This is a genomic window from Sulfitobacter sp. HI0040 (assembly GCF_001634885.1).
GTDB lineage: Bacteria > Pseudomonadota > Alphaproteobacteria > Rhodobacterales > Rhodobacteraceae > Sulfitobacter.
In genome coordinates this window covers 1-24719 of the sequence record NZ_LWEX01000025.1, presented here as the reverse complement: position 1 = coordinate 24719, position 24719 = coordinate 1, and the positions used below count along the sequence as shown (strand labels likewise).

Below are 24719 nucleotides of genomic sequence, written 5' to 3'. Positions count from 1 at the left end.
GCTCAGCCAGCTTCTCAGCTGCCAGTGTTGGGCCGAAATCCGGGTAATTCTCTTTGATCAGGCTCAGAGCATAATCGCGCTTTGCATGATGGATACGATTGTTTGGAGGTTTGCCGCGCGCCTTATGTCGGATCGCTGAGGCGCCATCCTGCCGGTATCGCTTGAGAAGCCGGAACACTTGCCGCCTTGTCAGATCCAGCAGGTTTGCCGCATTGTCTACCGTCAGCCGACTATCATCGACCTGCGCCAAAACCTCAACGCGGTTCAAATCGCGCTCGCTCATCATAACCCATCCCATGTCCACTCATCCTCGCTATCGTATGCGAGGAGAGTGACACTTCTGAATTGCTCATGGGTGACATTATCGCTTTGCGCGTACAGTATAAATACGCATAATGAAGTTTATGTTAACCAACTGGCGCCCTGAGCCGCTAAAACATTACGATTTGATAATGCCCCGGCAAGGGCAGTGCCACCGTACCAAAGTTACTCCTTTGCGAAAGGAGCGACCATGTTCAGAACTTTCGGATTGCTCTTGGGTCTCGCAACTGCTGTAGCTCTTTTGTTTATGGTTTCGAACAGATGCTGTCTTCTGCGAAGGCATCTGATTGAAAGCTACTCTACCTTTCACTTGCCCAGGCGATTGCCGCCTTCATTTCCGCCGGGTCGAACTGACGGAGTTCTGCCGTGGTCAGCACGTCGGCGAACCTGGTTCCCCACTCCAACAAAGCCCCTTCGCCCACCACAGCGACGCGGCGGAAGTCATTCCTATGGGCTGTGTCGATTTTCAGATCTTCGAGCAGAGCGGACGGCCCATCGTAGCCTTCGAACCTCGTGAGATCGAGAACCAGGCCGGGCTTACTTGTCTCTTGCAGGCGCTCATGAAGCAGGGCGTGCATCCGTTTCAGGTCGCTTTCGCTGAGCTTGCCCTCGCAGGCGAGGCCAATCGTGTCGTCATGAGCTGTCAGTGTCTCGGTGAACATGGTTTTCCTCCTCTTTTTCCGATTTGCCGTGACCGTAAAGGTCAGCGTTTTCGTGTGCGCGGTCTTCGTGCTCAAATTCCAGACTCGAATGACCGATGCTGAAATCGTCCTTCAGCCGGTCCTTGATCGCGGCCTTGATCTTTTCGATTTGACCCCAGCCGTCCGCTGTCAGCACGACGTGGCAGTCCAGAGCCGCCTCGTGCTCCTGCATCTGCCACAGATGCACGTGATGAACGTCCGCGACACCATCCACACCCCGCATCGCCTGAACGACGGTTTCATTATCGATGTCCGGTGGACTGCCGAGCATCAGCGTCCGAATCGGACCGCCAATCTCGGTAAATGCGAGGTAGAGGATGTAGAGAGCGATGCCGATGGTGATCGCCGGGTCGACCCACCGCATGTTGTAGAGGAGGATGAGCGAGCCGCCGATGATGACCGCCACGGAGGCCAAAGCGTCCGATAGGTTGTGCAGGAAGAGCGCACGGATGTTCACGCTGCCTTTCTGCATCGAATAGGTGAGCAGCGCCGTCAACGTGTCGACGACCAGTGCCACACCGCCCAGGATCACCACCGTCCAGCCCTGTACCTCTGGTGGGTCGATCATGCGCATGCCACCCTCGTAGATCAGGTAGAAGCCGATCAGGATAAGTGTCGTGTAGTTGATGAGCGCTGCGACGATTTCTACCCGCCCATAGCCGAAGGTCATGCGCTTGTCCGCCGGGCGGCGAGCGATCTTACGCGCGAAGAAGGCGATCACCAGCGACGCCATGTCCGAGAAATTGTGGAGGGCATCCGCGATCAGCGCGAGGCTGCCGGAAAGGATCCCGCCGACGATCTGCGCGACCGTCAGGAGGCCGTTGGCCCAGATGGCGATGGAGACGCGACGATCACCGGATTGAGGATCGATGTGGGCGTGGCCGTGATCATGCGGCACGGTTCGTCTCCTCATGGCGGTGGTTCGGCCGATCGAATCCGGGGACCGGCGGCAAGATTCCGCGGCGGATGCGGCGAACCCTGGCATTCATCCAGTGACGGATGACGTGGCGATAGAGCAAGTCGCGCACAAATCCGAAGTTCTGGCGGTGCTTTGAGTAAAAATCGTCGGGTGCGTTGAAGGTTCCAAGATCGCGAACAATACCGGTTTTCTGGATGTAGGTATCATTGCCGGACCAAGTGACAGGCGGGGCGCTCAGACACTCCGTTCCAACCCCGTAGCCGCACAGACTATCCGTCTCGCGGAATTTCTGCTGCAGCGTCTGCAGGAAAGGCGCGTCCAGGATGAAGCCTTCAAGATTGACCCATCCGTCGCCCAAGTCCACCTCTACCCAGGAGTGGAGGATTTCGGACGGCGCGAGGGGATAGACGAGTTCCGGAACGACGCCTCTCTGAAGCGCCTTGTGGATTGTGAACCCGTGCAGTCGGCAGCGAACTCCCACGCCACGCAGCAGGGCCATGAGGAGCGTGCCCTTGGTGTTGCACTGCCCGTGGCCATCTGCGAGGACCTCGGACGCCGGAATGTCGTCGGCGCGGTTGTAGCCGAAGGTAATCTTGTTCCTGACGAAATCGTAGATGGCCCCAATTCGGTCGTCGCTGGGAAGGTCTGCCCAGCCGCGCTCCTCGATCAGTTTTGCAATTGAGGTCGCGTCAAAATCCAGCAGCCGGGTTTTGGCCAAATGAGGGTCGGCGGGGTTCACGGGATATCTCCTCGAATCGTTCGCGAGAATATGTAGTTGCTACAGTCACTGTAGCTTCAAGCCCCGATTTCAGGCCGAGTCCTTGGTTACCTGATCGTCATTGTGCACCGCCTTGTGGTGTTCACCATGCGCGTCTCTCAGGATTCCGACGCCACCCCAGGCCGCGATGCCGGCGACAATCACGCCCACGACAAGGTCCGGCCAATTCGTTCCGAGCCAGGCTACGAGCCCGCCTGCGACGACGATTCCGAGATTGGCCGCGAAGTCGTTCCAGCTGAACGTATTCGCCGCTCGGATGTTCACGTCCGGATCGCGAAGCCGTGCCAACAGCCAGACGCAAAGTGCGTTGATGGCCGCCGCTACCAGCGCCATGACAATCATGATCGTGCCAAGAGGATCCGATCCGCCGACGTAGCGGCGCCAGGCGTCATACAGGATTCCAAGGGCGAAGAGGATCAGCAGGCCGCCCGAAACGTTCGCCGCTCCGCGCTTCCACTTGGCGGAGCGGGACAGCGCGAAGAGGCTGATCGCGTAGACGAAACTGTCCGACAGATTGTCGAGGCCATTGGCGATAAGCGCGCTTGAATCGCCGAATGCGCCCGAGGCGAAGAAAGCGATTGCCAGCCCGATGTTAAGACCCAGCACGATCCAGAGTGTGCGTCTTTCCGTTGCGTTTCTCTGCTCCGCCATGCCGGGTATTCAAATTAGTGAATTGCCAATGAGTAACTAACACCGGGCTTTTTGCGTTCCGATCAAAGGTCGTCGAAATTGCTCAGGCGCCGATCTCTTCATGGTCGGTCAGGCATTCGGAATGGTCGCGCAGTACCTCGAGCACACGGCAATCAGAAGTCTGTCCGCCGCTGCACTCATGCACCATCCGCTTCAATTCCGTCCGCAGCGCCTCGAGCCGCGCCAATCGTTGCTCGACCTGTTTGAGTTGCCGACGGGCGATTGCATCCGCCTCTGCACAGGACTTTCCCGGATGATCGCTGAGATCGAGGAGCTCACGGATCGCGTCCAACGAGAAGCCCAGTTGCCGAGCGTGCCGGACGAATGACAAGCGGTCGAGTTCGGCGTCGCCATAGCGTCGTTGGCCCCCCTCGGTCCTGCCGGGCTCAGGCATAAGTCCGATCTGCTCGTAATACCGGATGGTCTGCACTTTTGTTCCGGTCTTCTTCGCCAGAGTCCCAATCGTCAGCATTTCCGCTCCCCACATTACCTACAGTGGGTGTAGCTTTATGCGGTGCGCATCACAAGCTTCACCTGAGTTTCACAGATAGGTGATTGTTGGCCGATCGGTGACAATCACGCTTGAACCTACAGTAGCTAGAGGATGTAAACGCACACAAAATATAGAATCAAGTTCGGGCGGAGCGGCGTGAGGCTTTCAGGTCTTCAGAAGGTATTGTGGGTGTTGGCGGGCGCGGCGGCGTTCGTTTTCATCTGGCTGTTGCTATGGTCCGACTACCGTGCCGACCTTGCCCGAGCCGAGAATGAACCACCGTTTCTTGCTGATTTCGAACTGACCGATCATCGCGGCATTGTCCAAACGGACGAAGATTTCGCAGGGCGCTGGATGCTGGTCTTCTTTGGCTTCACCAATTGCCCTGACGTCTGTCCGACAACACTGTCCGAAGTCGCGGCCGTGATGGAGGGCCTGGGCGATGAGGCGGCAGTGGTTCAGCCGATTTTCATAACGATCGATCCCGAGCGAGATACGCCGACGGCTTTAGCGGAGTACGTGCCCATGTTCGACGCAGGGATCATCGGGCTTACCGGTACACCGGAGCAGATCGCCGCGACATCCGAAACTTTTCCGATATTCTATGAACGGATCGAGCAGGCGACTGCGCCGGGCGGATACACGATGGGTCACACGTCGCATCTTTTCCTTTTCGACACGCAAGCAGGCTTCGCGGACTCCTGGCCCTACGGCACGCCCGCCGAAGAGATCCTCGCCGATCTGAGAGAGAGGATCTGATCGTCATGACCCGACTTTCCGGAGAGACGGCCCTCGGGCTGGCCTGGATCATCGCGCTCACCGCGTCGCTTGCAGTGCTCTTCATCGGCGAGGTTCTGGGGCAGACACCTTGCGTGCTTTGCTGGTTTCAGCGTGCCTTCATGTTTCCCTTGGCCATCGTCCTCGGGCTCGGGCTGTGGTGGCAGGATCGGCGCGTGGGTCGCTACGGGATCGCGCTGGCAATCGGGGGCGCCGCCATAGCGCTCTGGCACCTCGGCCTCTATGTCGAGCTGATCCCCGAACGCATCCAGCCCTGCACGGCGACAGGCCCATCCTGTACTGACGACAATCAACTGGTCTTCGGCATTCCGATTCCTCTGATGGCGCTCGTCGCCTTCGTGGTGATCGGGCTGCTGTCGGCTCTCTCACTGAAGGAAGCACAAGAATGAAACGACGCGGCCTCATCCTGTCCGTTCTCGCGCTCGGGGTCGCCGGTTTCGGCGGGGCCGCCTGGTATGCCACCCGCCCCGACCCGATTGCCGCGTCCGATCCCATCGACCCTGAAATGGCCAACGCGCTGATCCGACCCTATTCCCCGATCCTCGGGCCCGAGGATGCGCCCGTAACCATCGTTGAATTCTTCGACCCGGCCTGCGAGGCATGCCGCGCTTTCTATCCGGTCGTCGAGGATATCATGGCGGAGCACGGAGACGCGGTGCGCGTTGTAATCCGCTATACGCCTTTTCACGGCGAGGCGTCGGTAGAAGCGATCCGTGTGCTCGAGGCGGCGCGCATGCAGGACGTGTTTGAACCTGTGCTCGAGGCAGTCTTGCGAGAGCAGCCCAGATGGGCGTCTCACGGGACCCCGGCACCCGGATTGATCCTTGAGATTGCAGCAAGCGGAGGTCTGGATGTCGAAGCTGCCCGGACACAGATGCTGGCCCCCGGTGTTGTGGCGGTGCTCAACCAGGACCGCGCCGATGTCGAGACAGTCGGGGTCCGCCAAACGCCCACGTTCTTCGTGAACGGCAAGCCTCTCGATCCGTTCGGTGAGGCCGAATTGCGGAGGCTGGTGGCAGTGGAAGTTGCGGCAAGCCAAAGCTGATTTGCGGAGGCAGGAGAAACGAGTGGTGAAGAAGTTGAGATATACCAATGCATTGGCCGTGCTTTTGACGGTTGCAGGGCTGTCGGCCCCCGCACTGGCCGGTTCGGAGGATGTCGTGGTCGAGAATGCGTGGTCCCGCGCCTCGATCGGCGTCAACAGGCCAGGTGCCGCCTATATGACCGTGCGCAACACGGGTGAAGACGCCGTTACGCTGACCGGACTTGCGACACCGCTGGCAATGATGCCCGAGATCCATGAGTCGAAAACCAACTCCGATGGCGTCAGTTCCATGGCACCTGCAGGCGAGATCACGATTGAGCCCGGCCAAAGCGTGGCATTGGAGCCGGGCGGGTTGCACGCCATGCTCATGAAGCTGCAAGAGCCGATGACCGAAGGCGAGAATTTCCCGCTGACACTGACCTTCTCGGATGGCGGCAAGGTGACGGTCGAGGTCCCAATCCTCGGAATCGCCGCGCGTGGACCGAAGGGCTGATGCAACGTCGGCAGCTCCTTCTATACGGCGCAGCCGGTGCCGGCGTTCTTGGCCTGACGCTCTTCGTGGGCTGGTGGCGGGTGGACGGGCCCGGTGCGCCTGAACCAAAAGGGCAGCGGCCCCTGCCCCTATCGGCGATGGAGTTCCGGCTGACCGACCACGAGGAAAATGAGGTAGGGCCTGGCAACCTGATCGGTCGTCCGACAATGGTGTTTTTCGGGTTCACCTACTGCCCGGACGTCTGCCCGACGACCCTATCGGATATTTCCGGCTGGCTTGAGGAACTGGGCGACGAAGCATCAGAGATGAACGTGGTCTTCATCACGGTCGACCCGGAGCGGGACACGGTCGAGGCCATGGCCGAATATGTCGGCTATTTTCATCCGGTCATTCGTGGTTGGACGGGGCCGGAAGACCAGATTGCCCGCGCTGCAGAAGGGTTTCGTGCCTCATTTGAGCGCGTCCCGACTGAGGGCGGCGGCTATACGATGAACCATACGGCAGGCGTATTCCTGTTCGATGCCGAGGGTGAGCTCGTCACCATGATCGACTATCACGAGCCAAGAGAATTCGCGGTGCCGAAGATCCGGCGCGCACTGACAGAAGACGTAGAGGGGGCAACATGAAGATAAGAACTGTCTTGGCGGCCGTTGCGGTCGCAGGCGCATTTTCGGTGACCCCCATCGCCATCTCTGGCGTTCTGTCCAAAGAACCGGTGCCCCCTGCGATTGCTGAAGCGACCCTCTGGACTCCCGATCCGCTTGCGCCGCCTCGGATTACCGAAACCAATTCGGTCCGCCCTACACTCGCCCAGGCAGATATCGCATTCGAGTTCAGACCCCGGCCCCTCCTGACCGTTTCCCCCGCTGATACCTCCTTGCCATCTATCGAGCCCCAGCTGGTCACCTGGTCGCGCGAGATTGCGTCGGGCGAGACGCTTGATGCGGTCCTTTCCGATGCGGGGCTGGATGCTTCGGATCGCGCCGAAATCGCCTTGGCGATTGGCGCGGAATACGATCTGCGCCGTCTGCGTCCGGGTCACATCATTACCGTGGTTTCCACAACGGACGACAACCCGCGTCGTGTAGAACTAGCCGTCGATGACGGTGTCCGGATAGAGGCGGTCTTCGGCGAACAGCTTGCCGCCCGCGTGTTGGAGCCGGATCCCGAATTGGTGACTTTCGCTGGCGAGGCGGTGATCGAGAGCTCGATTTTCGCCGCCCTAGACACGGCAGACATCCCCGCCCGTTTTGCGGTGGACCTGGCGCAGATGCTGGGCGGCACCGTGGATTTCCGTCGTGATCTTGCGGGTGGCGAGACGATGCGCCTCCTTTGGCGCGAGGCCCGAGACGGGAACAAGAGGATTGGTCAGCCCGAGCTTGCCTTTGCCGCACTGGATATCGATGGCTCGGTCTATGAAATCGTCTGGCCGAACGACGGCAGCGGCCAAGCGACGATCTATGTCGACGGAGAAGTCCTGCGCGTGTTTGCGCAACCGGTCGAAGGTGCACGGCTGAGTTCTGTGTTCGGGCGCCGCACCCATCCGGTCTACGGCAATGTACGGATGCACACAGGGGTCGACTTCGCGGCGGCGCGCGGCACGCCGGTACAGGCGACGGCGCCGGGCCGCGTTCGCTTCATCGGCCGACGCGGTGGGTATGGCCGGGTCGTCGAGATCGCTCATGGCTCCGACACCCTGACGCGCTATGCGCATCTGAGCGCCGTACCGGACGGGCTCACACAAGGGCAACGCGTGATGGCCGGAGATATGATCGGGCGGGTCGGTGCGACGGGTACCGCGACAGGCCCCAACCTACATTACGAAGTGCTGGTGGACGGTCGCCCAACCGACCCTCTCTCTGACGACCGATTGGCAGAGGCGGCCGAGCGTGAAGCGGACGACACGGCCGCGCTTGAGCGACTGCGTGAGGCGCGTTCACTTCTTGCTGAGAGGCTCGCCAGCGAATTTGCACAGACGACAACCGAAAGGCTTTGATCCATGAAACGATTTACTCCCGCCCTTGCCATCGCATTTGCCTTGCTTCCCGCGGCGCAGGCCGTCGCAGAGACGATTCAGATCGACGTCCGGAAGACAAACGGCTGCGGCTGTTGCCTGTCCTGGATGAAGCACCTCGAGGAGAATGGCTTCGCGCCGATGGGCGAGGACATGTTCGGAGGATCTCTTGTGCGCTTCAAACTCGACAATGGCGTGCCGCAGCGCATGGTGTCCTGCCATACTGCTCTGGTCGACGGCTATGTGATCGAGGGCCACGTGCCGGCGGCTGACATCCAACGCCTGCTGGAGGACCGGCCAGACGCGGTAGGCCTGGCGGTGCCGGGAATGCCCTACGGGTCGCCCGGCATGGGACCGGAGGACGACCGGGAGGCTTACGATGTCTTCCTGATCCACGAAGACGGATCGACCGAGGTCTACACCAGCTACTCGGCTCCTGACTGAACTCGCGGCAGAACCTTAACAATTGGAACCCCTCTCCCCCATAGCGCTTGGCTTTCTTGGAAGCCTGGCCGCCGGATCGCTGACCGCGGTCGGGGCGGTCCCCGTTCTTTTTGGGCGCATCCCGTCCCGGGCCACGCGCGATCTGCTGCTTGGCTTCGCGGCGGGTGTCATGCTCGCGGCTTCGTTCTTCTCGCTGATCATCCCGGCTCTCGACGCAGCTGAAGGACAGTTCGACAACGGTGCTCTCCCGGCGGCCATCGTATGTGTTGCGATCCTGCTTGGCATGGGCGCGGTCGCTCTGATGAACGAACGGCTGCCGCATGAACATTTCAAGACGGGGCGGGAAGGTCCCGACGCCGCATCGCTGCGGCGCGTCTGGCTTTTCATCATCGCGATCACTATCCACAATTTTCCCGAAGGGCTTGCCGTCGGCGTCGGGTTCGGGGCTGACGGTTTGTCGGGCGGGTTGCCACTTGCGATCGGTATTGGATTACAGAATGCCCCCGAAGGTCTGGCGGTGGCGGTTTCGTTGCTCGGCGAGGGCTATTCCAGGTTTCGCGCCTGGGGCATCGCCGCCCTGACCGGTCTCGTCGAGCCCGTCGGCGGGCTCATCGGCGCGGGTATCATCGGCATCTCGCAACCGCTGCTGCCTTGGGGTCTCGCCTTCGCAGCAGGGGCGATGCTCTATGTCATCAGCCACGAGATCATTCCGGAAACCCACCGGTCCGGACATCAGAACAGGGCGACGCTCGGCCTCGCGGTTGGTCTTGTGATCATGTTGTTCCTCGACGTCTGGCTGGGATAAGCGGATGAGATCTTGCCTCTTCGTCGGTCTGCTTGCTGCTCTGATCGCCTTTCTTGTCGATCAGGCAACGAAGGCAATCGTTGTTTCCAATGCGACTGTTCTTAGTTCCGGCGTATCGGTCTTTCCCGGCTTCAATCTCATCTACCTGCGCAATGACGGGGTGACCTTCGGGCTTCTCGGCGGTGCGCCATGGTGGAGCCTTGTCGTATTGGCACTTGGCATCTGCGTCTGGTTGGCGGCTATGCTGATCCGTTCCAGCAGCCGGGTCGAGGCCATTGCCTATGGTGCGATCATCGGCGGTGCTCTCGGCAATATTCTGGACCGCCTGCGCTATCGTGCGGTGACGGATTTCCTCGATTTCTACATCGGGACGGCGCACTGGCCTGCCTTCAACATGGCCGATGTTTTTGTGGTTGGCGGCGTGATGCTGCTGCTCATTGCGCCGTGGGTTGGCGCTCGACTTCAGACCGATTCATGAAGCCGGGTTTGCCGCAGATCGTTAGTGAGGACCCGAACCTGTTCCAGTGCATGGGTCTTGCCCTTGTTGCCGGCGGATTGACGGTTTTGCCCCTTCCGCCGTTTTCTTGGCTCATGGCGGTCCCTGTCGCCTTCTCAGTGCTCTTTATCGTTCTCCGGAACATCTCAACCTCGCGCGCTTTCCTTGTCGGTTGGGCTTTCGGACTGGGCCAATTCGGGATTGGAATTTCCTGGATCGCCGAGAGCTTCTATGTCGATGCCGAACGTTTCGGCGCACTGGCGATCCCGGCGGTCGCGGGTCTGTCCGCCGGAATCGCCATCTTCCCGGGCATGGCGGCGATGCTTTTTGCCGCCATCATGCAGCGCCGAACTTTCGGCGGCATTGCGGCGGGCCTTCTGTTTGCAACCTGCTGGGTGGTCACGGAGTGGCTGCGGGGTCATATCCTGACGGGGTTTCCCTGGAACCTTGCCGCTTATGCCCTTGTCGACTATGCCGCCCTGCGCCAACCCGCCGCCTGGGTCGGCAGCTACGGTTTGGGCTTTCTCACGGTCTTCATCGGCATATTGCCAGGTGTGTTGACTGTGGCGGCGCCAAAGAGACGCGCGCCTGTTCACGTGCTCTTCGCCGTTGCTGTGACGGGTCTCTGGGTTGGCGGTGCGCTTCGGTCAGGGCAGGACGTGCCGCCGACAGACGTTGCTTTGCGCATCGTCCAAGGCAATGTGCCACAAGTCGAGAAGTGGGTACCGGGCAGCCGCCAGCGAGCCTTAGAAAAATACCTGGGCTTGTCCGCGCAACCCGGACGTTTCGATGTGCTGCTTTGGCCGGAAACGGCCTTCCCCGGCTTTCTGGATGAAGATGCTGCGGCACGCGCGCGGATATCTGCAGCTTTGCCAGACGGCAGGATCCTACTGACAGGTGCGCCTGACCGAGTGGAGGGCGATGGGGGAACCAGATATTTCAACACGGTTCAGGCATACGATGGCACCAGTGAGATTCTGACGGGATATGCAAAACATCATCTCGTTCCGTTTGGCGAATATGTGCCGCTGAGAGGCTGGCTGCCCATCGAACGACTGACGGAAGGGTTGGGCGATTTCACGCCGGGACCAGGGCCGCGCACGCTGGCGATCCCTGGCGCGCCTCTGGTCGCGGTGGCGATCTGTTACGAGATCATCTTTCCGGGCCACGTGGTCGATGACCTTTTCCGTCCCGACTGGATATTCAACGCCACAAATGATGCTTGGTTCGGAACCAGCATCGGACCCGAGCAGCACCTCGCCTCCGCGCGGATGCGCGCGGTCGAGGAGGGGCTTCCCGTGGTCCGGGCGGCCAACACTGGGATATCCGCGATCATCGACGCCAATGGAAATGTCGTCGCGCGTCTTGATACCGGGGAAACAGGCACCATTGATGCCGGCCTGCCGGGCGCGCGTACTCCAACGCCCTATGCGCGGTTCGGCGACTGGACCTTGTTGGTTCTTGTTTTTGGGTGCTGGGTCTTCGGCTGGCTGGCCAGTTTGCTCGGACGAGATCCCGATGCGCGGCATTTTGGAACGGAGGTATCCTGATGCTTGTGATCGTGAGCGCTATCGGAGGCGCGATCTGGGGTGGCTATCTGGCACGACGGAGGAGGGGGAATCACCTGGATATCCTCCAATATGCGGTAGCGTCTGCGATCGCCTTCGGACTTGTCGCCCTGTTTGCAACCATCGTGCTGTCGCGGGTTCTCGGCTAGCGAGCTTCGAAATTGCGCAAACGTGTCAGCGGCTTGAAGACCCGATAGCTCGAGGTCCCGATAGAGAATCGCGCGAATGTGCATCTAGGCGAGCTCATTTCTGATTGAGCCGTCGCTCGAACGCCTCCAATGTCGTCCCGCTGACGTGATGCTCGATCCCTTCCGCATCGCGTTCCGCGGTCTCTTCGTCGATTCCCAGGCTCAGAAGAAAGGCGACGACGACCCTGTGGCGGCGTCGACAGATCTCCGCGAGGTCCTGCCCGGCATCGGTGAGGAATATCGCGCGGTATGGCTCCCGCCGGACCAGACCAGCAGCCTTGAGCCGCGAGATGTTCTTGGTCACGGTCGGCGGCTTCACGCCAAGCCGCTCGGCGATCTCGACCGGTCTGGCCTCCCCGCGCGTCTCGATCAGTTCCGCGATCAGTTCGACGTAATCCTCCGCCATCTCGCTTTCATGTGCCTGACGCACGGTCGCAAAGCCCTCGGCCTGCGCCTCGGGAGCCCGGTCGACCGCTTCGAATGGCTCACGCCCATGTGATTGTAGCTTTGTCATACTCGGGACTTTGCAGCGAAACAGCGGGATTGACAACTTGTTTGCTTCGGGTAGATAAGTTAGCCATGTCTAACTTTGTACTTTGGAGGCCGTGGTGATGCGAAATATTATGAGAGCGCTGCTCGCCACACTCGCAAGTGCGCTCCTCCTGTCCGGACCTGTCGCCGCGACGCCGGCCAAGGAGGCGCCTTGGCTTCCCGAGGCAGCGGCCTACCGGCTGACGCTCTTTCTTGGAAATCTCGAGCCTCTGCCCTGGGACGACATCAAGACCGCCTGGACGGAACCCTACCGGGGTTCGGAATTCTCTGTCGGAGCGCTGGCGTGGCTGGACCGCAAAAGCGATATCGAGCCTGACGGTCTTCTGAACGCGATGATGCGCGAAGACCGGCAGGCGGTATTCGCCGAGGCGACGCGGCTCATCGCGCTCAGGATTGAGGAGAATTTGGACCGTGCTCTCGCGGCCGAAGAATCGGCGACAGCACAGCTGGCGGTGCAGACGGCACGCGAACTCTACCGTGCGTTTGAGGATGGTATCGCGGCGGCCGATCCCGAAGCTGCAAGACGCATCGGCCTCGCCTGGCTGGAACTCAACAGCAGCACAGGTTCCGCTGGTGTTCTCGGCGCTGGCGCCACATCTGCGGATCGCGACACGATGGAAGCCGCCCGTGCAGTCATCTCCGGCTATCTTGCGGAGAACTACCTCCTGGACAGTTTCGCTCCGCGCCGGACGCTGAGCGCCCTGCCGGAAACAGCTGTGCTCAGCGGAAAGGCCATCGAGGTACCGCCAAGCCTGCCGCCTGGGTCCGACATCTTCGATCAGGACCCGCTGCCGCTGCTCGTGCTCAACTTCGAGGAACAGGGCATCGACGAGACCGACCTGCCGCTGGTGGCCTACGGCGACATGCTGTTCGACAGCGCGCAACTCTTTGGAAGCCCGGCGCAGGATCTCGGGATCGCCTGCTCGACCTGTCACAACCGCTCGGACGTCAACCAGCGGCTTTTCATCCCCGGCGCCAGCCACCAGCCGGGTGCGATCGACGTCGACGGCGCCTTTTTCAACCCGATCTTCAATGACCGGCGTGACGACCCGCTCGACATTCCGAGCCTGCGCGGCTTGCGTTTTACCGGTCCTTACGGCCGCGATGGCCGTTTCGCCTCCCTGCGCGATTTTACCCGCAACGTGATCGTCAACGAGTTCGGCGGGAATGAACCGACGCCCTTCATGCTGGACGCTCTCGTCGCCTACATGCTCGAGTTCGACTTCCTGCCGAATTCCATGCTGACGACTGATGGCCGTCTGACCGACACGACCCAAGAGGCCGCCCGGCGCGGCGAGGAGATCTTCAATACGCCCTTCGCCGGGCTCGGCGATCGGTCCTGCGCCAGTTGCCACGTGCCAGACGCGAACTTCCTCGACCGGCAGGCCCACGACATCGGCTCCGTCGCGCCGGGCTACGAGGGGGCCCGCGCCGGTGCGCTGGACACGCCCACGCTGCTCGGCACGGCCTATACCGCCCCCTATTTCCACGACGGGTCATTGCCGACGCTGGCCGCCGTCGTGGACTGGTTCGACGAGACGAAATCGCTTGGGCTTACCGAGGAAGACCGCGCCGACCTAACCGCCTATCTCGAGACCGTTGGCGCGGCAGACGAGCCCTATGAAGCCTTCGACACCGAGAACACCGCTTTCCGGCTGGCATTCGCCGAACTGACGACCTTCGCCTCGACAATCGATACGCTACTGCCGCGGCGGGACGCAGAGCATATCCTGCTGCTGACCGACACCGTGGCTGCGGACCTTTCGGCCGACGCCAGCACCATGTCGAACCTCCCCGCCCGGCCCGAGGTCTATGCGCTGGCCGAGCGGCTGGCCGCGGTCGGCGCCGCCGTCCGCGTGGAAGACTGGGAGGCCGCTGAAGCAAGCTGGACCGCGTTCAAGTCCGAAGCCGACGCAATCGAAGAGAGGGCATTCTGATGCCGGTCCATCTGACCCGTAGAACGATACTGACCTTGGTCGGCGCGGGCGCGGTGTCGCTGGCGACACCTCTCGCCGCGCAAGACGTAACCCTGCGGCTTGCCTTCATCCCGCAAGAGAACCCCGACAAGCTTCTGGGGGACATCGAGGCCATCACCGGATGGCTGGCAGAGGAGATCGGCGTCCCCGTCGAGGGGTTCGTCACCATCGACCATGCAGCGGCGGTCGAGGCGCTGCGCAACGGCGACGCGGATATCTCCTTCATGGGCGCCCTGCCCTTCGTTCTGGCCGAGGCCGAGATCGGTGCCGTGCCGCTCCTGTCCGAGGTCTACCGCGACGCGCCGAGTTATACGGGCCGCATCTTCGTGCGGCGCGACAGCGGCATCGGCGCGCTCGCAGACCTGCGCGGGCGCGACATCGCTTTTGCCGATCCGATTTCGGAATCGGGCTATCTCTACCCGCTCGCCGAATTCGTAGAAGCCGGGCTGATCGAAGACCCCGGACAGGCGGAAGCATTCTTCGGCCGCGTCTTCTTCGCGGGCGGCTACCAGCAGGCGATGCAGGCGATGGCCGAAGGCCTGGTCGATGCCGCAGGCGCCAGCCAGTATGCCGACCTGCTTCTGACGCCGCAGCAACAGGCAGAGGTAACCTGGATCGCGGAAAGCGCGCCGATCCCGAGCCATTTGGTGATCGCTCGCCCGGGGCTCGATGCCGCTCTGCGGGACCGTTTTGTCGACGCAATGCTGCGGCTCAACGAGCCGGAGCACCGCAACAAGCTGCGCTATTTTTATGGACCGGATGGGTACGTCAGGGCCGACGGCGCCGCCTATGACGGCGTACGCGATATGGCACGGCAATACGGGCTGTTGCGATGAGCACAGCTGTCGAAGTAGACGACCTGAGTTTTGCCCATACGGGCGCGGACCTCCCGGCGCTGGAGCGGGTCTCGTTTCGGGTTTCGGCGGGCGAGAGCGTCGCTTTGCTCGGCCCGTCCGGGGCGGGCAAGACGACCCTGCTGGCACTGCTCGACGGCAGGCTCCAAGGCTGGAGCGGGCGGGTATCGGTTCTGGGTGCGCCGCTCGATCCCGACCGTCCGCCGCCGAGCGCGCGCCGTCCGGATACCGGTTTCGTGTTTCAGGAGTTTGCATTGGTCGAGCGTTCCTCGGTTCTGCGCAACGTCCTGAATGGCCGCCTGGGGCGCATGTCGCCGCTGCGGGCCCTGTTGGGATCACCGACCAAACATGATCTGGAGATTGCGCGCACGGCACTTGCCGATTGCGGAATTGCCGATCTTGCCGAACGCAGGGTCGACAGCCTCAGCGGCGGGCAGCGGCAGCGTGTGGCCATCGCACGGTGTCTGGCGCAGGAACCGCGCCTAATCCTCGCCGACGAACCGGTGAGCAACCTCGACCCCGCGCATGCATGTGAGATCCTGGCGCTGCTGACCGGGGCGGCGCGAACGCGCGGCGCGACGGCGCTGTTTTCGTCGCACCAGCCCGACCTGGCGCGGCGTTTCGCGCAGCGCATCATCGGCATGCGGGACGGGCGGATCGTGTTCGATGTACCGACCTCCGAGTTGAACGATGATGCGACGGCGGAGCTCTATCGGGAGGTAGGGCCAATCCCCGGTATCGGCCTCAGGGCGGTGTCCTGATGGCGTTCCGCGGGTTTGGCGGCATTGCGACGAGCGGTCTGATCGCAGCCGCGATCCTGTGGTCCTTCGCCACGACCGATGTCGAGTTCTCGCGACTTCTGTCGGCCGGCCCGCGGATCGCCGATTTCTTCGGCCGGATGTTTCCGCCTGACCCGACGGTGATGGCCGAGATCAAGAAGGGCAGCGCGGAAACGCTGAGGATCGCGATCCTCGGCACCCTCGGTGCTGTGATCCTGTCCGTTCCCCTCGGCATTCTCGCGTCTGAGACGATGGTATCGCCCGCGGTGTTTCGGCCGATCCGAACGCTGCTTGCCTTCATCCGGGCGATTCCGCTGATCCTCGTGGCCATGCTCATGGTGGGCGCTGTCGGGCTCGGGCCGCTGCCCGGCATCATCGCGGTCGCCTTTCATGCAACGGGGATGCTCGCCAAGTTCTATGCCGAGGCGATCGACGGCGTGTCCCGCGCGCCGATCGCAGCACTTGAAAGCGCGGGCGCCGGGCCGCTCGTGCGGCTCAGATACGCGATCTGGCCGCAGATGGCGCCGGTCGTCGCCCGCGACACGATTTTCCGGTTCGAGTTGAACCTGCGCGAGTCGCTGATCCTCGGCATTGTCGGCGCGGGCGGGATCGGCTTTTACATCCAGACCTACGTGCGCTCTTTCCAGTATGATAAGGCGGCCAGCGTCACGATTGCCGTCGTCGTCATGGTCATCGCTATCGAAGCCATCAACGTTGCGCTGCGCCGTCGCTTCACCTGACGATCAGGCATAGATGTCGATGGGGGTTCCGTCCCTGACCATGGCGTAGATATCCTCGATTTGCCGGTCTGTGACGGAGATGCAGCCTGCGGTCCAGTCGCGCTTGTTCATCGGGTCGATCCCCTTGCGCGGCCCCCCGTGGATGAAAATGTCGCCGCCCGGCGATTTTCCTTGCGCCTTCGCAAACGCGATATCGGCCTCGTTCGGGAATGAAATGCCGATGGAGAGGTGGAAGAGGCTGTCCGGGTTGCGCCGGTCAATCAGATAGGAGCCCTCCGGCGTGCGGCCGTCTCCTTCGAACTGCTTGTGGCCTTCGGGCGCGAAGCCCAATCCGATGGGATAGGTCCGCAAGACATCATCCGTTCCGTCAAGAACCAGCAGCCGCTGCGCCTTGTATATACGCAGCCGGGTCACTTCGGGTCCGTTGTAGGACCGGAACTTGCTGGCACAGCCAGACAGGAAGGTGGCCAATCCGCCCAACAGCAAGACCCGCCGTGGAATTCTGGTATTCATCACTGCTCGACGCCCCTTTTGCGAGGTCTGGTTGATGTCAGACGTTACTCTACCGAAACCGCCGGATCAATGACCGTGCGCCAGTGCTCCTTTCGCCATCTGCTCGCCCACCGGTTCTCCGCCTGAAGGCCCGGCCTCAACCTGATGGCCGTTCAGGAGCCGAAGTGCGTTGGCGACCACCAGCAGAGACACGCCTACATCCGCAGCAATGGCGCCCCACATTGAGGCCATACCGAACGCGGTCAGCCCGACGAACAGCGCCTTGGTCGCCAGCGATATGCCGATATTCTGGTGGATGATCGTCATGGCACGGCGCGAATGGCCGATAAGCCAGGGTACCTTGCCGATGTCGTCGGTCATCAGCGCGATGTCGGCCGTCTCGATCGCGGCATCCGATCCGACAGCGCCCATGGCGATGGCATAATGCGCCCGCGCCATGGCCGGTGCGTCATTCACACCGTCGCCGATCATCGCCACCATGTCGTGGCTTTCGACGAGTTCCTCAATGGCCGTCACCTTGTCTTCTGGCAAAAGTTCGGCGCGCACCTCGTCGATGCCGACTTCGGCTGCCACCGCGCGCGCGGTGCGTTCGTTGTCGCCCGTCAACATCACGATGGTCTTCACACCCTGCGCATGCAGACGCGCAACGATCCCCTTTGCATCTGGGCGGATGCGGTCGCGAAGCTCCAGTACGCCGGTCACGCCGGTCTCGTCACCCACGGCAACGAGGGTGCTCCCTGCCCCTTCGATCCGATCCCGCAGATCCGCCGGAATGGCATTGCCGAACCCCTTCTCTTCGGCGAAGCGATCCGAGCCGAGCCAGATAGCGCGCCCGTCGGCGCGTCCTTCCAGACCGCGCCCGGGCACGGTACGGGTGTCCTCTGCGGCAGACACGGAAACACCATCGGCTTCGGCGCGCGAGAGGATGGCGCGTGCCAGCGGGTGTGAAGACCGCGCCTCCAGGCTTGCTGCCAGCGCCATGAGATCGCGTGCGGAAACGCCGACCAGTGGGTGAACCGCCGCCACCTCAGGCTCGCCCATGGTGATCGTCCCGGTCTTGTCCATCGCCAGTGCCGTGGTCCGCCCCGGCGCCTCGACATAGGCGCCGCCCTTGATGAGCACCCCCGCCCGTGCCGACGCGGTCAGCGCTGCCACGATGGAGACCGGCGTAGAAATGACCAGCGCGCAAGGACATGCGATGACCAGAAGGACCAGAGCATTGTAGAACCAGTAGTCCCAGGCGCCGCCGAGCAGCAGTGGCGGCACCAGCGCGATGGCGATCGCCAAAGCCATCACGATGGGTGTGTAGATGCGCGCGAACTTGGCCACCCACTGTTCGACCGGCGCGCGGCGGGCATGGGCATCGCCCACCATGCGAATGATTTTCGCGAGCACCGTGTCCGAGGCGGCCTTCGTCGCCCGCACCGTCAGTGTGCCCTCGCCGTTGATCGTGCCGGCATAGACCTCGTCGCCTGGTTCCTTGGGCACTAGCGCGCTTTCCCCAGTAATTGGGGCCTGATCGACGGCCCCTGCCCCGTCCACGACCTCACCGTCGAGGGGGATCCGGTCGCCGCCGCGCACGATAAACCTTGCATTGACTGCCACGGCCGCGGCCGGAACGTCGGATTCAGATCCGTCGTCGTAAAGAACCCGCGCCGTTGGCGGCGCCAGATCGAGGAGCGCGGAAACCGCATTACGCGCCCGCCCCACGCTCCAGCTCTCAAGATAAAGCGAAAGCGAGAAGAAGAAGGCGACCGTCGCGGCCTCAAAAAACTCGCCGAGGCCGATGGCGCCCGCGACGGCCACCACCATGAGCAGGTTCATGTCGGGGCTAAGCCTCCGCGCCGAAGACCAGGCCTTGGGCGCGACAAGCCAGACGCCAAAAAGAATCGCGACGGCGAAGATCCCTGCTTCCACCATAGGCATAGGCACCTCGCCATGGCCCGCAAAGAGCCCGAGCGCGCCGCCCATGCCGGTCTCGACAATGTGAAAAAGGAATCCCGCCGCCCAGAAGCCGCCGCTCAACGAGGTAAAGCGCTTCTGACGTGCCAGATGCGCCGCCTGGTCCTCTGCTGCGTTGTCGGCATCCCATGGCTTGGCGCTCATGCCGGTCGTTGCGACCAACTGCGTGACTTCGTCGTCTGGTATCCTCTCGGCGCTATCGAGGATGGTCATTCGCCCGTTGATCACGTCGAATGCCAGGTGTTCGGTTCCGCCCACTTTCGGCCCGACAACCCGGTTCAGGATCGCCACCTCTTCGGCGCAATCGAGCCCGGAGACCTGAAAGCTCCTTCCGCCAGACGGCGCTGGCGCCGTGGACGCGACGTCCTTGCTGGCGTCGCAACAGGAGTTGCCTCTTGGGTCAGAATGCTCTTGATCACCCGGATGGCCGTGATCGTTGCGGTTGCCGTCGGAAGACATGGATTGACCTCAGGATTCATTGATTCCACATTGACATAGCCCCTACAGTAACTAGAGCTTCAAGGGCAAAAAGTGGATATTCGTCCAGCAAGAAAGGCGCCCTGCGGAGGCTTGAAGCTAGCCGCCCCCTTGAAACGACGCGGTTGGAGCAACGCTTGCCGGTACGAAGCGATCAGAATGAGTGAGGTAGACATGCAGAAACGAAACGCGCCGATTATCGCAGCGACATTGGTGCTTGCTGGCTGCGCGGTGCCAACGCTGGACGACGGCGGCGCTCGCAACGAAGTGGGAAGTGTTCCCGAGGCCGTCATTGCCCTTGCTGCGCCTGGTCAGGATCTCACCACGGCGCGGCTTCGTCCCGAGGATGGCTGTTATTGGTATGAACACAGCGGTCCGGTGGAAAACACCTTGGTTCCGCTACGCTCGGCAGGTGGCAACCCCATCTGCACTTCGCGCCAGTCCTGATCAGCCCATAGATGCGTCAAGCCCACGCGTAACACATGATGCGCCAGTCAACTTCTCGGGGTGACGCTGTCTTCCGCCGAGTACAGGAATGCCGTCGAGCCAATCTCGACGTTGGGATAGAGATCATTGATGTGTGCCATGACCATTCGGACGCAGCCGGAACTCGCACGGCCGCCAATGCTTCTTGGATACGGTGTCCCGTGAATCCTTAGATAGGTGTCTCGGTCGCCGACGAAGAGATAGAGGGCTCGCGATCCGAGCGCGTTTTCAGGTCCGGGTTCCATACCGTCAGCGATATCGGAGTAGAGCTCTGGGTCGCGGTCGATCATGTTTTGTGTCGGCTGCCAATGCGGCCACCTGACCTTGCGCTTGATCGTATAGGTGCCCGGTTCGTAAAGTTTACCGCGCGCGATCGCCACGCCATAGCGCATCGCCGTGCCGCCTTCTTCGATGTGGTAGAGATAGCGCGCAACAGCATCGACATGGATATCACCGGGTACAAGTCCGTCCTTGTGGCGAGGGAGTGGGTGGATGCGCGGCATGCTCCACATCGTTTGCTCAAGTCCCAAACCTAACAGACTTTACGTCACCTTACTCCTGTATTACGTAGGTTACGTACCTCTCATATAGGCATGCGTAATGACATCTCTCCTACATGTGCCCCGCGTTGAGGATGCCACCCGCATTGCCTCACTGCTGACCCCTGATCCGCTTACGGGCTCGCTGGCCGGCTTGTTTCTCGCAGCGCCGCGGCGAACGGGGAAGACTACCTTCTTGAGATCGGATCTCATCCCGCATCTCGATAGCAAGGGCTATGCCGTCATCTATGTCGACCTGTGGGCCGATCGGTCCGCCGATCCGGCCGACCTCATCATCTCTCGGATCAAGATCGCGCTGGAGCAGCATGACGGCCTGATCTCGCGCATGAGAAAAAAGAGCCCTGTCAACCGGGTCGGCGTGCTGGGCTTCTCTGTCGGACTGAAGGAGAGTGGACCTTGGTCAGGCACGATCGCCGAGGCCCTCGAAGATCTGATAAAAGCGACGGACAAGGACCTGGTCGTCATCATCGACGAGGCGCAGCAGGCGGTCGAAACCGATGCCGGGCTCAACGCCATGTTCGCATTGAAGGCCGCACGGGACGCAATCAACCAAGCACCGGGCGATCGGCACCTTTACCTTCTGATGACCGGTTCGCACCGCGACAAGCTGTCGACCCTCGTACAGAACCGGCAGGCCCCGTTCTTCGGCGGCATCGTGAGACCCTTTCCACCGCTTGGATCCTCCTACATTGCCAGCATGGTCGCGCGCGTGAACGAGTCCCTTGCCGACAGCGCGAAGCTCGCTCCAGAAGATCTCGAAGCGGCTTTCGAGGTCGTCGGGCGGCGACCGGAGTTGCTGACCGACTGCCTGCGCGACTTGATCTTCGCGCCGGAGGGTGCCGGGCCGGAAGCATTGAGACGCATTGCATCCGAACGCAAGGTTCAGACCGAGATCGACACGCTTTCCGAGATCGCCTCCATGACCCCTCTTCAGCAGGGGATCTTGCGGATCATGGCGAGGAAGGGGCTGGCATTCCAGCCGTTCTCGGAGGAAACGCGCGAAGCCCTGAAGGATGCCCATCGCGGTCGAATGCCCGCCGTGACGACGGTCCAGACGGCCCTGTTGGCGCTGCGGGAGAAGGGCTTCGTCTGGCGTCGGGAGTATGGCCAGTACATTCTCGACAATGCGGACATCGCGGTCGCCCTGGCCCGATCGGACGGCGACTGACCAGGCATTGTCGGCCTTCAACGCTTCAATCTGATAGTTGAACGTCATGCCGCAGCGTCAGGTTGCCCTCCTGTTTTTTGCGAACGGAAGAGAGAGAGGCGGAGCGGAAAGGTTCTCCCAGCGGTATAACCGTCGTCCGCCTTCTTGAAGGGCAGCAGCAATCGGGGGAGGTCGACCACGGGAATGCCCGAAAATAGCTAGCATACTCCCGTCTGCTCCGTTGCCATTTCTACCAGGTTTCGTGCAGTATTCGTATGATCGAGCGAGATGCCGCCCTTGTCGCCATCTTGGGCCTTGCACTGGTCTCGCTCGGTCACTCCATTTAACGGGCTATTGCCGGGCGATTAGATAGTCACCTTCGGCAAGTCAGGGCAAAGTATTTGCACGACCAGCTCTTGCCATACGCTTTGCTGGCGAGTTGGTGCTTTTCAAAGATGGCAAAATTCCCGATCAAGGCTAGGTCACGGTCATGCTTTGCCCAAAAATGCTCGCGCAGATTATTAGCTTTTATCGCGATATATCAACAAAGGGCGCCGGCCCCATGATAATGCCTTCTCGCCGAGAGAGATCTTCAAATAAACACAACCTGTCTATCGCAGGATGACCCCGACATGGTCGGTAAACCCGTGCCTTAGCCAACATCTTTGCCAAGCCGAAAAGCTGAGAAGAATGCGATGCAGCCAGCTTACCCATCCAGGCGACCTATACCTATGGCACTCATAGGATCTTACTCTAGCGTCCGCCATCTTGTTGCCGCAATTGGATGTGGGTGTGACCTGTACGAAAGAATAACAAGCATGAGGCAGGACGCGTAACCCGTTGTTCGGCGAGTGATCAAACAGGGTCGGCGTTTGGATATCAGGGCGTGACAGGGCTATGAGCATTTCATATGCCATGCAGACCGGCGTGAGCGGTCTGCGGGCGAATTCGACGGCGGTGGGCCGGATTTCGGAGAACATCGCCAACGCCAACACCGACGGCTACCGGCGCAGCTTCGTGCAGATGGTCACCACCAGTACGCTGAGCCAGAACGGCACGGTGGCGCCTTCGGGCGTGCGCGCGGTGCAGGGCTCCGAGATCTCGACCGAAGGCGCGCTGCGCGCCACCGACCAAGCAACCGACTTGGCAATCGGCGGGCCGGGCTTCTTCGTGGTCTCCAAGCAGCCGAACGAGACCAACGAGGCGAACTTCATGCTGACCCGGGCAGGCTCCTTCCTGCCCGACGAGAACGGCAACCTGCGCAACGCCGCGGGCTATTACCTCGCGGGCTTCCCGTACGATCAAACCGCGAGCCTCGGAATGATTGATCGCAACCAGTTCGGCGATCTCAAGACCGTCAATCTGGGCAGCCTGTCGCAGACCGGCTCGCCCACCGGCGCGATGACGATCAGCGGCAACATCCCGGCCCAGCAGACCGGCCTGGCGACACCTGGCGAGCCCTTCCTGAGTTCGGCGGAGTATTTCAGCCCGCTGGGTGCCGCGCAGCGGATGCAGTTCTCCTGGCAGCCCGGCGCGGTCGACGACCAATGGACCCTCAGCTTTAACGGCGCCGACGGTACCCAATACGGCAACGTCACGGTCGATTTCCATGACAGCGGCCCGCTGGCAGGGGCGCCGCGACAATACTCGAACGCAACCACCACCGCCAATCCCCCGGCGAACTTCGCGTTCAATGCCGGAACCGGGGTGGCAGCGTTGACCATCAACAACGGCGCAGTGCCACAGAACTTGGCAATCAACATCGGCGCGCCCGGGACCTATGCCGGCATGACCCAGTTCGCGGGCGACTACTCGCCGCTCAAGATCACCGCCGACGGTGCCGAGAGCGGGGTGCTGGTGCGGACCGAGATCGACGAGCGCGGCGACGTCTACGGCGTGTTCGACAATGGCAGCCGCAAGCCGCTCTACAACATCCCGCTGGCCGAGGTGGCCAACCCCGACGGCCTGCTCAAGGCCGACGGCAACGCCTTCCTGCTGTCCCGCTCCTCGGGCAAGTTCAGCCTAAACCAGGCGGGCGAGGGATCCACGGGATCGTTGACGGCGGGCGCGCTCGAGAGTTCGAATGTCGAAGTGGCTCAGGAACTCACCGACCTGATCAGCACCCAGCGGGCATATTCCTCGAACGCCAAGATCGTGACCACCGTCGACGAGATGCTCGACGAGACGACCAGACTGAAGCGCTGACGGGGGTTAAGCCAAAAGAGGCAGAAATAGGCGTTCGCGGTCGCTGTCTGGCCGACTAACCAGGTCTCCATGACAACCTCCGTGGCACCTGATGGTTAAACTCTGGTCTCCTTTGCGATGCTCCGTGCCAAGTCGGATATTGCTGTCGCGTTGCCCTTTAATCTGAGACGCGACGCGTTCGGCGACAATTTTTGCCCTTAATTGTGAGATACGGCTGTCATGGGGCCCCTGTTTCTCGCGCACCTTTGCGCTATGTGATCAACCGCGGCAAGCAATCGAGGCTCCTTCTCGAAGGCGCGCAAGAGAGCAACCCTTGCATAGTCGTCGATGCTTTTGCTGACGATGGCTGCCTTAGCCAAGGGATGAGATCGAGCGGCGGCGATTGCGGCGAGGCAGAACAGCCTAACTTCCGATCTGGGGTTCTGGACAGCGAACGACGGATCCCCGCGGAAGGTTTTGAGTGACATGGCAAAGGTGACTGCGCGCATTGCGCGCCGAAGTTGCTTGGGGCCGCGCGAGCGCGCGGCGCACTCAAGCATCTCTGCCCCGCGGCGCGCTCGGTATATCAGTTTTCCAGATATTTGTTCCTCACGGAGTTTGCCAAGGGTCTGCACAAGTCTCGTCCCGCAAACTTGGCAGTCAAATGCCCAGGCCCGCCTCCAATGCCTGAGCGAAAGACCCTCTCTGGCGCATTGCATGCAATGCTGGAATGGCA

General features: G+C 61.6%; 26 protein-coding genes and 1 pseudogene. 17 read left to right on the top strand and 10 right to left on the bottom strand.

Annotation, left to right across the window (positions count from 1 at the left end; all coding sequences use genetic code 11):
* The 6 genes from A3728_RS02770 to A3728_RS02745 form a co-directional block, all read right to left on the bottom strand.
* On the bottom strand, positions 1–298 hold a 298-nt coding region (locus A3728_RS02770), incomplete at its 3' end, for a helix-turn-helix domain-containing protein (protein WP_150120616.1).
* Positions 299–620: 322 nt separating this feature from the next.
* Positions 621–983, bottom strand: a complete 363-nt coding sequence (locus tag A3728_RS02765) for an STAS/SEC14 domain-containing protein (protein ID WP_050532584.1) — start codon at positions 981–983, stop codon at positions 621–623.
* Positions 955–1920, bottom strand: a complete 966-nt coding sequence (locus A3728_RS02760; RefSeq protein ID WP_067920040.1) for a cation diffusion facilitator family transporter — start codon at positions 1918–1920, stop codon at positions 955–957. The genes A3728_RS02765 and A3728_RS02760 overlap by 29 nt, the downstream gene beginning before the upstream one ends.
* Positions 1910–2680 carry a transglutaminase-like domain-containing protein gene (locus tag A3728_RS02755; protein WP_067920038.1) on the bottom strand — a complete coding sequence of 257 codons (771 nt, stop codon included), beginning with the start codon at positions 2678–2680 and terminating at the stop codon, positions 1910–1912. Before A3728_RS02755 ends, A3728_RS02760 begins: the two co-directional genes overlap by 11 nt.
* Positions 2681–2749: 69 nt before the next feature.
* A complete protein-coding gene (locus A3728_RS02750) occupies positions 2750–3370 on the bottom strand; it encodes a cation transporter (RefSeq protein ID WP_067920036.1) in 621 nt (206 codons plus the stop codon).
* 82 nt (positions 3371–3452) lie between these two features.
* Complete coding sequence (locus tag A3728_RS02745; RefSeq protein ID WP_007803476.1) at positions 3453–3881, bottom strand: MerR family transcriptional regulator; 429 nt, start codon at positions 3879–3881, stop codon at positions 3453–3455.
* A gap of 213 nt (positions 3882–4094) precedes the next feature.
* Between A3728_RS02745 and A3728_RS02740 the strand changes: the two genes are divergently transcribed.
* From A3728_RS02740 to lnt, 10 genes are read left to right on the top strand one after another with little or no spacing between them, the layout of a single operon-like run.
* Positions 4095–4661 carry an SCO family protein gene (locus A3728_RS02740; protein WP_040643209.1) on the top strand — a complete coding sequence of 189 codons (567 nt, stop codon included), beginning with the start codon at positions 4095–4097 and terminating at the stop codon, positions 4659–4661.
* A gap of 5 nt (positions 4662–4666) precedes the next feature.
* Complete coding sequence (locus tag A3728_RS02735) at positions 4667–5089, top strand: disulfide bond formation protein B (protein WP_046002647.1); 423 nt, start codon at positions 4667–4669, stop codon at positions 5087–5089.
* Positions 5086–5745: a DsbA family protein gene (locus tag A3728_RS02730; protein ID WP_050532586.1), complete on the top strand. Its 660-nt coding sequence runs from the start codon at positions 5086–5088 to the stop codon at positions 5743–5745. Before A3728_RS02735 ends, A3728_RS02730 begins: the two co-directional genes overlap by 4 nt.
* A 22-nt stretch (positions 5746–5767) precedes the next feature.
* A complete protein-coding gene (locus A3728_RS02725) occupies positions 5768–6238 on the top strand; it encodes a copper chaperone PCu(A)C (RefSeq protein WP_443069028.1) in 471 nt (156 codons plus the stop codon).
* Positions 6238–6864: an SCO family protein gene (locus A3728_RS02720; protein ID WP_067920035.1), complete on the top strand. Its 627-nt coding sequence runs from the start codon at positions 6238–6240 to the stop codon at positions 6862–6864. Before A3728_RS02725 ends, A3728_RS02720 begins: the two co-directional genes overlap by 1 nt.
* Positions 6861–8234: a M23 family metallopeptidase gene (locus A3728_RS02715; protein WP_067920033.1), complete on the top strand. Its 1374-nt coding sequence runs from the start codon at positions 6861–6863 to the stop codon at positions 8232–8234. Before A3728_RS02720 ends, A3728_RS02715 begins: the two co-directional genes overlap by 4 nt.
* Before the next feature lie 3 nt (positions 8235–8237).
* The gene (locus tag A3728_RS02710) at positions 8238–8696 is read left to right on the top strand and encodes a DUF411 domain-containing protein (protein ID WP_050532589.1); all 459 of its coding nucleotides are present in this window, start codon (positions 8238–8240) and stop codon (positions 8694–8696) included.
* A gap of 22 nt (positions 8697–8718) precedes the next feature.
* Positions 8719–9501, top strand: coding sequence for a ZIP family metal transporter (locus A3728_RS02705; RefSeq protein WP_048535492.1), 783 nt, complete (start codon positions 8719–8721; stop codon positions 9499–9501).
* Positions 9502–9505: 4 nt separating this feature from the next.
* The gene (gene lspA / locus A3728_RS02700; RefSeq protein WP_048535494.1) at positions 9506–9979 is read left to right on the top strand and encodes a signal peptidase II; all 474 of its coding nucleotides are present in this window, start codon (positions 9506–9508) and stop codon (positions 9977–9979) included.
* The gene (gene lnt, locus A3728_RS02695) at positions 9976–11547 is read left to right on the top strand and encodes an apolipoprotein N-acyltransferase (protein ID WP_067920031.1); all 1572 of its coding nucleotides are present in this window, start codon (positions 9976–9978) and stop codon (positions 11545–11547) included. The genes lspA and lnt overlap by 4 nt, the downstream gene beginning before the upstream one ends.
* A gap of 261 nt (positions 11548–11808) precedes the next feature.
* Here lnt and mntR read toward each other — a convergent pair whose 3' ends face one another.
* Positions 11809–12267 carry a manganese-binding transcriptional regulator MntR gene (gene mntR / locus A3728_RS02690; RefSeq protein WP_067920029.1) on the bottom strand — a complete coding sequence of 153 codons (459 nt, stop codon included), beginning with the start codon at positions 12265–12267 and terminating at the stop codon, positions 11809–11811.
* 109 nt (positions 12268–12376) lie between these two features.
* Between mntR and A3728_RS02685 the strand changes: the two genes are divergently transcribed.
* The 4 genes from A3728_RS02685 to phnE are packed head-to-tail and all read left to right on the top strand — an operon-like array spanning position 12377 to position 16654.
* Complete coding sequence (locus A3728_RS02685; protein WP_067920027.1) at positions 12377–14242, top strand: cytochrome c peroxidase; 1866 nt, start codon at positions 12377–12379, stop codon at positions 14240–14242.
* On the top strand, positions 14242–15117 hold the full coding sequence (locus A3728_RS02680) for a phosphate/phosphite/phosphonate ABC transporter substrate-binding protein (RefSeq protein ID WP_009824424.1): 876 nt from the start codon (positions 14242–14244) through the stop codon (positions 15115–15117). Before A3728_RS02685 ends, A3728_RS02680 begins: the two co-directional genes overlap by 1 nt.
* Positions 15114–15896 carry a phosphonate ABC transporter ATP-binding protein gene (locus A3728_RS02675; RefSeq protein WP_067920024.1) on the top strand — a complete coding sequence of 261 codons (783 nt, stop codon included), beginning with the start codon at positions 15114–15116 and terminating at the stop codon, positions 15894–15896. Before A3728_RS02680 ends, A3728_RS02675 begins: the two co-directional genes overlap by 4 nt.
* Positions 15896–16654, top strand: a complete 759-nt coding sequence (phnE, locus tag A3728_RS02670) for a phosphonate ABC transporter, permease protein PhnE (RefSeq protein ID WP_048535504.1) — start codon at positions 15896–15898, stop codon at positions 16652–16654. The genes A3728_RS02675 and phnE overlap by 1 nt, the downstream gene beginning before the upstream one ends.
* A gap of 3 nt (positions 16655–16657) precedes the next feature.
* Here phnE and A3728_RS02665 read toward each other — a convergent pair whose 3' ends face one another.
* Together A3728_RS02665 and A3728_RS02660 are read right to left on the bottom strand one after the other, a co-directional pair.
* A complete protein-coding gene (locus A3728_RS02665; RefSeq protein WP_037953501.1) occupies positions 16658–17167 on the bottom strand; it encodes a L,D-transpeptidase family protein in 510 nt (169 codons plus the stop codon).
* A gap of 66 nt (positions 17168–17233) precedes the next feature.
* Positions 17234–19588, bottom strand: a complete 2355-nt coding sequence (locus A3728_RS02660; protein WP_207287124.1) for a heavy metal translocating P-type ATPase — start codon at positions 19586–19588, stop codon at positions 17234–17236.
* Between the two features lie 177 nt (positions 19589–19765).
* On the opposite strand from A3728_RS02660, the gene A3728_RS02655 reads away from it, so the two are divergent.
* Positions 19766–20053 carry a hypothetical protein gene (locus A3728_RS02655; protein ID WP_369817429.1) on the top strand — a complete coding sequence of 96 codons (288 nt, stop codon included), beginning with the start codon at positions 19766–19768 and terminating at the stop codon, positions 20051–20053.
* 47 nt (positions 20054–20100) lie between these two features.
* Here the strand turns inward: A3728_RS02655 and A3728_RS02650 are convergent.
* Positions 20101–20586: pseudogene (locus A3728_RS02650) on the bottom strand (L,D-transpeptidase); the annotation flags it as partial.
* A 106-nt stretch (positions 20587–20692) separates the two neighbouring features.
* Here A3728_RS02650 and A3728_RS02645 point away from each other — a divergent pair.
* Positions 20693–21820: a hypothetical protein gene (locus A3728_RS02645; RefSeq protein ID WP_067920020.1), complete on the top strand. Its 1128-nt coding sequence runs from the start codon at positions 20693–20695 to the stop codon at positions 21818–21820.
* An 876-nt stretch (positions 21821–22696) separates the two neighbouring features.
* Positions 22697–24004: a flagellar hook protein FlgE gene (locus tag A3728_RS02640; protein ID WP_067920018.1), complete on the top strand. Its 1308-nt coding sequence runs from the start codon at positions 22697–22699 to the stop codon at positions 24002–24004.
* Positions 24005–24719: the final 715 nt, after the last annotated feature.